Annotated in this window: 6 protein-coding genes and 1 pseudogene; 3 read left to right on the top strand and 4 right to left on the bottom strand. The window is 73.3% G+C overall.

What is annotated here, in order from left to right; translation table 11 throughout:
• Positions 1–21 precede the first annotated feature (21 nt).
• Positions 22–1,290 carry an extracellular solute-binding protein gene (locus tag E1300_RS05225; protein WP_131755728.1) on the bottom strand — a complete coding sequence of 423 codons (1,269 nt, stop codon included), beginning with the start codon at positions 1,288–1,290 and terminating at the stop codon, positions 22–24.
• Positions 1,291–1,542: 252 nt separating this feature from the next.
• Between E1300_RS05225 and E1300_RS05230 the strand changes: the two genes are divergently transcribed.
• A complete protein-coding gene (locus E1300_RS05230; protein ID WP_131755729.1) occupies positions 1,543–2,754 on the top strand; it encodes an ROK family transcriptional regulator in 1,212 nt (403 codons plus the stop codon).
• A gap of 177 nt (positions 2,755–2,931) precedes the next feature.
• Here E1300_RS05230 and E1300_RS53320 read toward each other — a convergent pair whose 3' ends face one another.
• Positions 2,932–3,066, bottom strand: a complete 135-nt coding sequence (locus tag E1300_RS53320; protein ID WP_278045342.1) for a hypothetical protein — start codon at positions 3,064–3,066, stop codon at positions 2,932–2,934.
• A gap of 252 nt (positions 3,067–3,318) precedes the next feature.
• Here E1300_RS53320 and secA2 point away from each other — a divergent pair, with 252 nt between their 5' ends.
• Entirely contained in the window at positions 3,319–5,649 is a 2,331-nt protein-coding gene (gene secA2, locus E1300_RS05235) for an accessory Sec system translocase SecA2 (protein ID WP_131755730.1), read from the top strand.
• A gap of 21 nt (positions 5,650–5,670) precedes the next feature.
• Here the strand turns inward: secA2 and E1300_RS05240 are convergent, their stop codons facing one another.
• Positions 5,671–6,297 (bottom strand): TetR/AcrR family transcriptional regulator, encoded by a 627-nt coding sequence (locus E1300_RS05240; RefSeq protein ID WP_131755731.1) that lies wholly within the window; start codon positions 6,295–6,297, stop codon positions 5,671–5,673.
• A gap of 89 nt (positions 6,298–6,386) precedes the next feature.
• Here E1300_RS05240 and E1300_RS05245 point away from each other — a divergent pair.
• Positions 6,387–7,175, top strand: a pseudogene (locus E1300_RS05245) (DMT family transporter); the annotation flags it as partial.
• 74 nt (positions 7,176–7,249) lie between these two features.
• Here E1300_RS05245 and E1300_RS52170 read toward each other — a convergent pair.
• Positions 7,250–12,385, bottom strand: coding sequence for an Lhr family helicase (locus E1300_RS52170; RefSeq protein WP_165502682.1), 5,136 nt, complete (start codon positions 12,383–12,385; stop codon positions 7,250–7,252).
• Positions 12,386–12,490 lie beyond the last annotated feature (105 nt).

Below are 12,490 nucleotides of genomic sequence, written 5' to 3' on the forward strand. Positions count from 1 at the left end.
GCGCGGCCGGGCCCTCGGGTCCTACGGGTTGAGCAGCGTGTTCGCCTGCTCGTTGGCCTTCTTCAGCTCGCCGTCGGCGGGCTTGCCCTGCATGATGGCCTTCACGGCGTTCGGCAGCACCTTCTTGGCCTGCTCGAACTCGCCCCAGCCCGCGCTGATCGGGGTGAACTTGGTGTTGCCGGCGATCTCGGTGAAGATCGCGAGCTTCGGGTCGGAGAACTTCACGTCCGAGCGCATCGACGAGAAGCCGCTGTAGTCCGCCCACGCCGCGGCGTTCTTGGCGTTGTTCAGCACCGTGATGTAGTCGAACGCCGCGCTCTTGGCCTTGCTGTCCTTCCAGACGGCGAGGTCGGAGCCGCCCGCCATGACCGGGGCGTTGCCCCCGGCCTTGGACGGGATCGGGAAGACGCCCCACTTGCCGGCGTCCTTGTCGGAGACCTTCTTCATCTCCTTCAGGGCCCAGCTCCCGTCGATGTACATGCCGAGCTTGCCGAGCGCGAAGTCGCGCTGCGGGCCCTCCAGCTCGTTCTTGCCGACGTACTTCTCGGGCGCGACCTTCTCCTTGGTGACGAGGCCGGCGTAGAAGTTCACGGCCTCGACCGCCTGGGGCTGGTCGAGCTTGCCCGCCCACTTGCCGCCCTCCTTGACGGCGACCTCGCCCCCGTTGCCCCAGATGAAGCTCACGAGCGCGTTCGTCTGGTCGCTGGGCGCGCCGATCCCGGGCACCTTCTTGGCGTCCTGGACCTTCTTCGCGGCGGCGGTCAGCTCGGCCCAGTTCTTCGGCGGCTGGATGCCGAGCTCCTGGAACCAGTCCGTCCGGTACCAGACCGCCCGGACGCCGCCGTACCACGGCACCGCGTAGGTCTTGCCGTCGGCCTGGTCGTTGCCGAGGGCCGTCTTGTTGAGCGTCTTGCCGTCGGCCCAGCCGTTGTACTGGTCGGTGATGTCCGCCAGGCTGCCCTGCTCGATGTGCGACTGGACGTCGGTGTTGCCCAGCTCGGTGACGTCGGGCCCCTCGCCGCCCGCCGCCGCCTTCTGGAAGGTGGTGGCGACCTGCGGCCACGGGACGTACTTGATCTGGACGTCGGTGCCCGGGTGCTTCTGCTTGAACTCGGTCTCGACGCCGTCGAGGAACTTGGTCTGCTCGGGCGTCCCGTCGCCCATCATCCAGACCTTGAGCTGCGCCGGGTCCTTGCCCGCGCCGGACTCGTCCTTGTCGTCACCGCCGCCGCAGGCCGTGGCGGCCAGGGCGATCGCGGCCGTGGCCGCCGCAATCCTGATGTACTTCACTGGGGGATCCTTTCCGGCATCGCCTCACGCGGCCTTGTGGCCTGCGCTGCGAGTGGAGCACGGGCCGACCCTTTAGGGTCCATCCATGCCCCCCTCACCGCGCATCGCTCGCGGGCGCCCTGCACGCCAGTCGGCGCTCTGCGCGCGCCCTCCTCCCGGGTACGGGCCGGTTGGCGCTTGGGCGTAAACTAACAAGAAACTTTCCTAAACAAAACCGCCCGTTAGCGGATTGAGACATCGAGGGGTGCCGTCATGGCCAGACGCCCGGGAACGCCGCGGCTGCTGCGTGAGCTGAACGACCGCGCGGCGCTGGACCTGCTCGTCGGGCACGGCCCGCTGACCCGCGCGCAGATCGGCGAGCGTACCGGGCTGTCCAAGGTCACCGCCTCCCAGCTGCTGTCCAGGCTGGAGGAGCGCGGGCTCGTCGAGGTCGTCGGCGAGCAGGCCGGCGGCCGGGGCCCGAACGCGGCCCTGTACGCGGTGGTGCCGTCCAGCGCCTACGTCGCCGGCCTGGAGGTCGGCCCCGACGGCGTCACGGCGGGCGTCGCCGACATCACCGGCGGCGTCGCCGCCCAGGTCACCGTCGACCCGAACGGCGCCGACGACCCGGTGAAGATGGTGCACAGCGCCGTCGTCAAGGCGTGCCGGTCGGCGAAGGTGGCGCTGTCGAAACTGAGCGCCTTCGTCATCGGGACGCCCGGCGTCGTCGACCCGCGCTCCGGCGACGTGCAGTTCTCGTTCGACCTGCCGTCCTGGCACGAGGGCGTCCTCGCGGCCCTGCGGACCGACCTGCGCCGCCCGGTGACCATCGAGAACGACGTCAACCTCGCGGCGATCGCCGAGCGCGCCTACGGCGCCGGCCGCGACGCCGACGACTTCGCGCTGATGTGGTTCGACCGCGGCATGGGCCTCTCGGTGATGCTCGGCGGGCGGCTGCACCGCGGCCGCTCCGGCGGCGCCGGCGAGATCGGCTACCTGCCCGTCCCCGGCGCCCCGCTTCCGCTGGGAACGGCCCGGCGCCCCGAGGACGAGGGCGTCACCGAGTCCACGTCCTGGAGCAAGCCCGCCCTCGCCGGCGGCTACGGCTCCCTGGTCGGCGCGGACGCGGTCCGCGCGCTCGCGCACGCGCACGGCATCGCCGAGCCGACCGCCGTCGACTGCGTCCGCGCGGCCGCCGCGGACGAGGAGCGCGGCGGCGCCTTCCTGGACGAGCTCGCCAACCGGATCTCCTACGGCGTGACCTCGGTGAACATCGTCCTCGACCCGGGCCTCGTCGTGCTGTCGGGCAGCCTCGGCCGCGCGGGCGGAGCACCGCTCGCCACCCGCATCGAACGCATCGTCGGCCGGATCAGCCCCACCCGCCCCACCGTCGCGGTAACGGAAGTGGAGGGAAACCCGGTCCTACGAGGCGCCCTGCACGCCGCATTGGAACAAGCCAGAGACGACGTCTTCACAGCAGAGTGACCGCCCGAACGGGCCCGAACGCACGTGTGTGCGCCTCCGCCGGTGGGCGGAGGCGCCCGTACCCGTCATTCGCCGCCGCCCGCGTCGCGGGCGGCCGGCTACCCCGCGGACGCCGTCCCGCTCGGCGGGCACCGTGCCGCTCGGCCCGGCGCCGCGTCGCTCGATCGGCGTCCCGGCCTATTTCGCGGACGCCGTGTCGACCACGTCCGGGACGTGGCGCCGCGGGTCGTTGAGCGCGCGGTCGATGACCGTCTGGCTGATGATCTGACGCTTCCGCCGCTGCGCGGCGGCCCACCGTGCCGTAGGTGTCATGGCGAACCCCGTTCCGCGGTGGCGCTTTCCCCTTGGCCACCGCAACCCCGTAGGTCCTCATGCTCTCAAACCCGCGGCGTCCAGGGGATCCGTCTGAGGGATGAAGTCGAGGTCAGACCTCCTGCGGAGGCCGCTCGGACGAGGGTCGTGCGGACGGCGGCGGACCGTCGCGCCGCACACGCTGGGATCATAGGAACGACGGCCCGTACCCGCCCGTTGGGGGAACCATGACCGAGCGACCGAGGGGGCGCCATGGCGCTGCGTGACCGGCTGCGGCGCCTCGTCCAGAAGCCCGGGAGCGTCGATCTCGCGCCGTTCCGGGCCGTCGTGGCGGAGGCGGGCGCGCGCGAGTCCCGCGTCCGCGCGCTGAGCGACGAGGGGTTGACCGCCGCGGTGACCGCCCCTGGCGCCGCCCGGGACGACGCCGAACTGTGCGCCCTCGGCCGGGAGGCGGCCCGCCGGACGCTCGGCGAGCGCCCGTTCGACGTCCAGCTCATCGGAACGCTCGCCCTACTGTCCGGTCACATCGCGGAGATGGCCACCGGCGAAGGCAAGACCCTCTCCGGCGCGCTCGCTGCGGCCGGATACGCGCTGCGCGGTCACCGCGTCCACGTCATGTCGGTCAACGACTACCTCGCCCGGCGCGACGCCGAATGGATGGAACCGCTCTACACGATGCTGGGCGTGTCCGTCGCCTGGGTGGGGCAGGCGTCCACGCCGGAGGAGCGGCGCGAGGCGTACCGGGCCGACGTCGTGCACGCGCCGGTCAGCGAGATCGGTTTCGACCTCCTCCGCGACCGCCTCGCCACTGACGAGGCCGCCGTCGTCCTGCCGGAGCCTTCAGTCGCGCTGATCGACGAGGCCGACTCCGTGCTGGTGGACGAGGCGATGGTCCCGCTCGTCCTCGCCGGCGCCACCGACCTGGACGCGGCCGACCCCCGGTACGCCGACCTCGTCCGCAGGCTGCGGCCCGGCCTGCACTACGCGACCGACGACGAGGCCCGCACCGTGCAGCTCACCCCGGCGGGCACCCGCGAGGTGGAGCGCGTCCTCGGCCTCGACCTCTACGCTCCCGAGCACCTCGACACCCTCACCGCGGTGAACGTCGCCCTGCATGCCGAGGTCCTGCTCCACCGCGACGTCGACTACATCGTCCGGGACGGCGCGGTGAAGCTCATCAGCGAGTCGCGCGGACGCGTCGCGCTGCTCCAGCGCTGGCCCGACGGGCTCCAGGCCGCCGTCGAGGCGAAGGAGGCCCTGGAGGCGTCCCCGAGTGGGGAGATCCTCGACTCGGTCACCGTCCAGGAACTGATCGGGCGTTACCCGATCCGGTGCGGCATGACCGGCACCGCGATGGCCGTCGCCGGTCAGCTCACCGAGTTCTATTCGCTGCAGATCGCCGTGGTGCCGCCGAACCGGCCCTGCGTCCGCGAGGACGCCCCCGACCGCCTCTACGCGACCGCCGCCGACAAGGAGGTCGCGATCGTCGAGGAGATCGCCGCCGCGCACGCCGCCGGACGGCCGGTCCTGGTCGGCACCGGCGACGTCGCCGAGTCCGAGCGGCTCGCCCGCCGGCTCTCCCGCGCCGGACTCGACCGGGTCGTCCTCAACGCCAAGAACGACGCCGAGGAGGCGGCGATCATCGCGGAGGCGGGGGCACCAGGAGCGATCACCGTGTCGACGCAGATGGCGGGCCGCGGCACCGACATCCGCCTCGGCGGCAGCCCCGCCCAGGCGGCGCCGGGCACCGCCCCGGCCGAGGCGGCCGGCTCGCAGCACGACCGCGTCGCCGCCGCCGGCGGCCTCCTCGTCATCGGGACCGGCCGCTACCACAGCAGCCGCCTGGACGACCAGCTCAGAGGCCGCGCGGGACGCCAGGGCGACCCCGGCGGCTCGGTGTTCTTCGCGAGCCTCCAGGACGACCTCGTCACCCGCTACGCCCCCGACCACAAGGTGAAGGCCGCGGCGGACGACGACGGCCGCATCCGGGACAAGGGCGCCGATTGGGTCGTCGGGCACGCCCAGCGCGTCGCCGAGGGCGTCGACCTGGAACTGCACCGCAACACCTGGCGGTACAACCACCTGATCGGGCTCCAGCGGCGCGAGGTGCTCGCCGAGCGCGCGGAGGTCCTGCGCGGCGACCGCGCCGACCGCCTGATGGCCGAGAAGGCCCCGGACCGGCACGCCGAGCTGGTCGGGCTCGCCGGGACGGAGGCCGTGGCCGCCGCCGCGCGCCAGATCGTCCTGTACCGACTGGACCGCTGCTGGGCCGAGCACCTGGCCTTCCTCGCCGACCTCCGCGAGGGGATCCACCTGCGATCGCTCGGCCGCGGCCTCGACCCGCTAATCGAGTTCAACCGGGAGGCGGTGCCCGCGGGCAAGCGGATCCTTCCCCGGGCGCGCGCGGAGTCGGTGGAGGCGTTCAACGCGCTGACCGTCACCGACGATGGGATCGATCTGGACTCCGCCGACCTGAAGCGCCCCTCGGCGACGTGGACCTACCTCGTCCACGACAACCCGTTCGGCTCCCTGGACGAACGCGCCCTACGCGGCCTGATCTCAATGTTCAAGAGCCGCCGTTAAGCAACGCGACCGGTGCCGTGCTCAAACGGCAGCCGTGGGTTCGGTCGGGCGGGGGATCAGCGCGTCGGCGGCGGTGCGGGCCAGGGTGGTGGCGTTCTGGATGCCCGCGACGCTGAACGCGATGATCGCGCCCTCGTGCAGGATGAGGAGCTGCTCGGCCAGCCCGTCCGGTGGCGTGCCGATGGCTCCGTCGCCGATGAGGCGGGTGTAGAGGTCCCGCACCCAGGCCTTCTGCTCGGCGGCGACCTGGTGGACGGGATGGCCGGGGTCGGGCAGCTCGGCGCAGGCGTTCACCATCGAGCAGCCCCGGCCGCACTCGGTGGCCAGCCAGTCCCCGAGGGCGTCGAACGTGGCGAGGAGGCGCTCGCGGGGGTCCGGGACGGCGGCGAGCCGCTCGGTCGTGTAGGCGCGCCAGCGCTCGTCGCGGCCGCGGAGGTAGGCGAGGATCAGCGCGTCCTTGGACCCGAAGCGGTCGTAGACGGTCTTCTTGGTGACCCCGGCCTCGGCGGCGATCAGCTCCATCCCCACCGAGCCGATGCCGCGCTCGTAGAACAGCTCGCTCGCCACTTCGAGGACGCGCCGCCCCGCGGGCGTGAGCGGACGTTCGCGCACGTCGGACGGCTGGGCACCGGGTCCGGTGACCGGCATGGGTTCCTCCTCCGGCAAAGGTAGACCACAAGTATACATACCGGTATGGCTACGGTGTAGGTATACCGGTATGTATACCTGGAGGTGCCGTGCCCGTCCCGAAGATCGACGTCCTGCTCGGAGCCGCCTTCGTCGTCACGTGGAGCTCCGGCTTCATCGCCGCCGAGCTCGGCACCCGGAGCGCGTCCGCCGCGACGCTGCTGGCCTGGCGGTTCCTCATCGCCGCGGCCGTGCTCGCCGCGATCATGGCGCGGCGGCGGCGCCGCGTCCGGGCCCGCGACCTCGGCCTGCACGCGCTCATCGGCCTGCTCGCCCAGGGCGGCTACCTCTACGGCGTCTTCCTCGCGACGCAGCACGGGGTCAGCGCGGGCGTCAACGACCTGATCACGGCGCTCCAGCCGATCGCCGCGGTCGTCCTCGCCGTGCCCGTCCTCGGCCAGCGGATCACCGGGCGGCAGGCCGCGGGGTTCGCCGCCGGGCTCGCGGGCGTCGCGCTCGTCGTCGGCGGCGACCTGAAGGGCGGGGCGCCCGCCTGGGCGTACGCGCTGCCCGCCGCCGCGATGCTGTGCCTCGTCGGCGCCACGCTCATCGAGCGCCGCACCCGCCCCTCCGCGGGGATCCCGGAGGCGCTGGCCGTGCAGGCGGGCATCAGCATGCTGCTGTTCACCGGCATCGCGGGCGTGACCGGCGACCTCACGCCGCCGTCCGACCCCGGCTTCTGGATCGCCGTCGCCATGGTGGTGGTGATGGCGATGTTCGGCGGATACGGGCTCTACTGGGTGAACGTCCGCCGTACGGGGGTCACGCGCGTCTCCGCCCTGCTCTACCTCACCCCGCCCACGACGATGCTGTGGGGCTGGGCCGCGTTCGGCAACACCCTCACGCCGCTCTCCCTCGCCGGAGTGCTGGTCTGCGGCGGCGCCGTCCTGCTGATCCTGCGGAGGCCGGCGGATCAGGCGCGCAGCCGCAGCCCGCGCGGAGTGGGATGGAAGCCCGCGGACTCCAGCGCGGCCGCGAGCGGCGAGTCGCCGATCGACGCGCCGTCGGCCCGCTCCACCGTGAGCTTGCCGAGGACCCCCTCCCGGACGGCGAGCGCGAGCGCGTCGACCGCGGGTTGCAGGACGTCCGGGTCGTCGTCCCAGGTCAGCAGCGTGCGGCCGCCACGCTCGACGTAGAGGGCGAGGCGGCCCTCCACCAGTACGACGAGTGCCCCGGCCTTGCGTCCGGGCTTGTGACCACTGGCGACCTCGTCGTCGCGCTCGGGCCAGGGCAGGGCGGCGCCGTACGGGTTGGCGGGGTCGGCCGCGGCGAGCACCAGAGCGCGGCGCTCGGCCCGCCGGGAGGCTGGCGCGGGCGTCTCCCACAGCGCGGCGAGATCGTCCGGCGGCCCGGCGTCGGACGGGCGGAGGGCGCGGAGCCGGTCGACGGCGCCGGGCAGCGCGAACTGGGCGGCCCCCAGCCCCTCGACGAAGTAGCCGCGGCGGCACCGCCCGCTCTCCTCGAACGCGCGGAGGACCGGGTAGACCGCCGAGAACCCGCCCGGTGTCCGCTCGGCGGCCACGGCACCGCGGATCACGATGCCGTACCGCTCCAGCAGCGCCTCCGCGAGAGCGTGCGAGCGCAGCGTCGCCGTCGTCTCGCGCTCGGGAAGCGGCCACCACCGTCCGGCGACCGTGGGCGGACCCGTCCTGGACGGCAGCACCGGACGCCCCCGGCGCGTCGTCCGCGACCGGTGCGTGGGACGGCCCGAGCCGAGCACGGCGCGCAGCGGGGCCAGGGTGTCGTTCGTCAGGTGACCGGCCCACACCAGATCCCACACGGCGGTGACCAGATCGGCGTCGGAGGTGGTGACCTGGGCGCTCACCCGGTCGGCGAGCGTGCGGAAGAACAGCGCGCCGCCGTCGCCGAGCGCGTCCAGGACGGCCTGGTGCGCCGGCGTGAGCGTGATCTCCGCGGGCTCCGGCATCAGCAGCGGCGCGGTGTCGGCGAGGTACAGCGACACCCAGCCGTCACCGCCCGGCAGCCCGCCCTGCCCGGCCCAGACGACCTCGCCCGCGGACGTCAGCTCGTCGAGCATGGCGGGGGAGTAGCCGGGCACGCGCGACGGCAGCACCAGCGTCTCCAGCGCGGACGCGGGGACGGCGGCGCCCTGCAACTGCTCGATGGCCTGGATGAGCGCGTCGATGCCGCGCAGCCGCGACCCGCCCTCGATCCCGTGCCACGTGGGCAGGAAACGCCCGAGCGACTCGGGCGGCGACGGCTCCACCTCGGCCCGCAGCCGCGCCAGCGACCGCCGCCGCAGCGTCCGCAGCACGCCGGTGTCGCACCACTCGGTCGTCAGCGGACCGGACACGGCCTCCACCGGGAGGAACTCGCCCTCCACGACCCGGCCCGCGCCCGCCAGCCGCCGCAGCGTCTCCACGACCACGGCGACACCGAGGCCGAAACGCGCCGCGGGCTCCGCCGGACGGAACGGTCCGTGCGTGCGCGCGTAGCGGGAGACCAGGTCGCCTAGGGGATCGTCCACGGGTTCGAGGAAGGCCTCGGGCACGCCAACGGGCAGCGGCGCGCCGAGCGCGTCGCGGAGACGGCCCGCGTCCTCGATGGCGGCCCAGCGCTCCTCGCCGCCGATCCGGACCCGAATCGCCCGCCGCGACGCCTCCAGCTCCGCCAGCCACCGCGACGCCTGGGTGAGCGCACCCGAAGCGACCACCCCAGAAGCGGCCCCGGGATCGCCAGCACCAGAACCGACATCACCCGTACCAGACACGATCCCGCCTGTACCGGAACCGATGTCGCCAGTACCAGCCCCAGGACCGCTGGTACCGGAACCGACGTCGCCCGTGCCGGACGCGATCTCGCCTGTACGGGAACCGATGTCGCCAGTACCGGCCTCAGGACCGCTGGTGCCGGACGCGATCTCGCCTGTACTGGATGCGATCTCGCCTGTGCCGGAAGCTGTGTCGCCGGGGCCTGAGACGGTTCTCGGAGTGCCGAGTTCGGGCGTGCTCGCTTCGGGCCCTTCCGGGAGGTATCCGGTAGGGGTGGGGGTGATTCGCGCGGCCGTCTCGGACGTGGTGAGCGGGCCGAGTGCTCGCAGGAGGTCGGCGACGCCCTCCATGTCGCGGGCACGGCGGTCGTTCGCCAGGCGCTGGAGCTCGCGCTCGGTCTCGGCGACGGCGTCCGGGTCGAGCAGCTCGCGGAGGTCGGCCTGACCGAGCAGCTCGGCGAGCAGCGCCGAGTCGAGGGCGAGGGCCTGGGCACGGCGTTCGGCGAGCGGCGAGTCGCCCTCGTACATGAACGCGCCCACGTAGTGGAACAGCAGCGACCGCGCGTACGGGGACGGTTCGGGCGTCTCTACCTCGACCAGCCGAACCTTGCGGCCCGACACGTCCCGCATCAGCTGGACCAGGCCCGGAACGTCGAAAACGTCCTGCACGCACTCCCGCATCGTCTCCAAGACGATCGGGAACGACGGGTACTTGCTCGCCACCGACAGCAGTTGCGCGGCGCGCTGGCGCTGCTGCCACAGCGGCATGCGCTTGTCGGGACGGCGTCGCGGCAGCAGCAGGGACCGCGCCGCGCACTCGCGGAACCGGGCCGCGAACAGCGCCGATCCGCCCAGTTCGTCGACGACGATGCGCTCGATGTCGTCCGCGTCGAACACTGTGAGGTCGAGGCTCGGCGGCTCGTCCATGTCGGGGATGCGGATGACGATGCCGTCGTCGGCGTGCATGGCCTGGGCGTCCACCCCGTACCGTTCGCGCAGGCGTCCGGCGATGGCCAGGGCCCAGGGTGCGTGCACGCGCGCGCCCAGCGGCGAGTGGACGACCATGCGCCAGTCGCCGAGCTCGTCGCGGAACCGTTCGACGACCATCGTGCGGTCGTCGGGGACGTGTCCGGTGGCCTCCCTCTGCTCGCCCACGTAGGACACGAGGTTGCCTGCGGCCCAGGGGTCCAGGCCCGCGGCCGCGACCCGTTCTTGCGCGGCCTCGGCCGGCAGCCCGGCCAGCTCGCGGGTGAACGCGCCGAGGGCGCGCCCCAGCTCCGCGGGCCGTCCCAGCGTGTCGCCGTGCCAGAACGGGAGCTTGCCGGGCTGCCCCGGCGCGGGCGACACCAGGACCCGGTCGGGGGTGATGTCCTCGATCCGCCAGGAGCTCGCGCCGAGCACGAACACGTCGCCGACTCGCGACTCGTACACCATCTCCTCGTCGAGCTCCCCGACCCGGGACGATTTCTCCCCGACCAGGAACACGCCGAACAGCCCGCGGTCGGGGATCGTCCCGCCGCTGGTGACCGCGAGGCGCTGGGCACCGGGGCGCTCGCGCAGGACGCCGGTGACGCGGTCCCAGACGAGGCGGGGGCGGAGCTCACCGAACTCGTCGCTGGGGTAGCGCCCGGCGAGCATGTCGAGCGTGGCCTCCAGGGCCGACCGGGGGAGCGTGGCGTAGGACGCGGCGCGCTTGACCAGGGTCTCCAGGTCGTCGACGGTCCACTCGTCCATGGAGACCATCGCGACGATCTGCTGCGCGAGGACGTCGAGGGGGTTGCGCGGGTAGCGCAGCTCCTCGATCTCCCCGCCGCGCATCCGCTCCGACACCACCGCCGTCTGGACGAGGTCGCCCCGGTACTTGGGGAAGATGACGCCCTTGGAGACGGCCCCGACCTGGTGACCGGCCCGCCCGACCCGCTGGAGGCCGCTCGATACCGATGGCGGCGACTCCACCTGGACGACCAGATCGACCGCTCCCATGTCGATGCCAAGCTCCAGGCTGGACGTCGCCACGACGGCGGGGAGGCGCCCCTCCTTCAGGGCGTTCTCGATACCGGCCCGCTCCTCCTTGGACACGGAACCGTGGTGCGCGCGGGCGATCTCCATCGGCGCGCCCTTGGACGCCCCCGCCTGTGCCATCGTCGCGGCGGGGGAGTGGTCCTCGGCCAGGGGCTCGCCGGTGGCCCGCTCGTACGCCAGCTCGTTGAGGCGCCCGCAGAGCCGCTCGGCGAGCCGCCGCGAGTTCGCGAACACCAGGGTCGAGCGGTGCGCCTCGATGAGGTCGAGGAGGCGGTCCTCCACGTGGGGCCAGATGCTGCGCTGCCGCGGGTCGGCCGCGCCGGAGTCGTCGACGAAGCCCCCGATCTCGCCCATGTCCTCGACGGGGACGACGATGTCGAGGTCGAACACCTTGTCGGAGGGCGGCTGCACCACCCTCGCGGGGCGTGTCCCGCCGAGGAACGCGGCGACCTCGTCCGGGGGACGGACCGTCGCCGACAGCCCGATCCGTTGCGCGGGCCGGTCGAGGAGGGCGTCGAGGCGTTCGAGGGACAGCCCCAGGTGCGCGCCGCGCTTGGTACCGGCCACCGCGTGCACCTCGTCGACGATCACCGTCTCCACGCCGCGCAGCGACTCGCGCGCCCGCGAGGTGAGGATCAGGAACAGCGACTCGGGCGTGGTGATGAGGATGTCGGGCGGCTTCACGGCGAGGCGCCTGCGCTCGTCCGCCGGCGTGTCGCCCGAGCGCATCCCCACCCGGACGTCGGGCTCGGGCAGCCCGAGCCGGCGCGCCGCCTGCCGGATGCCTGTGAGCGGGGCCCGCAGGTTGCGCTCGACGTCCACCGCGAGGGCCTTCAGCGGCGAGACGTACAGGACCCGGCAACGCCGCAGCGGATCGGCCACCGCCCCTGCCTCGCCCCGCCGCGACGTCCCAGGACCCGCGCTTGCCGCGCCGGACCGACCGCGTTCGTCGGGCTGGACTGATCCGCCGGGCCGAGAGTCGTCGGCGGGTTCGCCAGGCCGAGCCGATCCGGGACGTTGCGCGGAAGCCGAGCGCTGGGCGGCGTCGGCGGGTGGGAGGAGCTCGGAAGGAGCCTGCGCGTCTCGCGATCCGTAGGGTTCGGTGGCGAGGCGGTCGAGGGACCACAGGAACGCGGCGAGGGTCTTGCCGGAGCCGGTAGGCGCGACGACCAGCGTGTTGTCGCCGCCCGAGATCGACTCCCACGCCCCCGCCTGCGCCGGCGTCGGCGCGGCGAACGCCCCGGTGAACCAGGCGCGGGTCGCCGGGGAGAAGCGTTCTAGCACGTCGCCACCCATGCCCCCATCCTGCCTCGCGGGTCCGACAGAACGCGCGGAAGTGGCCCGCGTCACGTCTCCCAGACGTTGTAAGCAAGCACTTGTCTGGGCATGGTCTACGGGAAG

Source organism: Actinomadura fibrosa (assembly GCF_900659615.1).
Taxonomy (GTDB): Bacteria; Actinomycetota; Actinomycetes; order Streptosporangiales; family Streptosporangiaceae; genus Spirillospora; species Spirillospora fibrosa.

Excerpts from the sequence above, each read along its gene's own strand:
- E1300_RS05230 (WP_131755729.1), top strand. The coding sequence starts at position 1,543 with ATGGCCAGACGCCCGGGAACGCCGCGGCTGCTGCGTGAGCTGAACGAC.
- E1300_RS53320 (WP_278045342.1), bottom strand. The coding sequence starts at position 3,066 with ATGACACCTACGGCACGGTGGGCCGCCGCGCAGCGGCGGAAGCGTCAG.
- secA2 (WP_131755730.1), top strand. The coding sequence starts at position 3,319 with ATGGCGCTGCGTGACCGGCTGCGGCGCCTCGTCCAGAAGCCCGGGAGC.
- E1300_RS05240 (WP_131755731.1), bottom strand. The coding sequence starts at position 6,297 with ATGCCGGTCACCGGACCCGGTGCCCAGCCGTCCGACGTGCGCGAACGT.
- E1300_RS52170 (WP_165502682.1), bottom strand. The coding sequence starts at position 12,385 with ATGGGTGGCGACGTGCTAGAACGCTTCTCCCCGGCGACCCGCGCCTGG.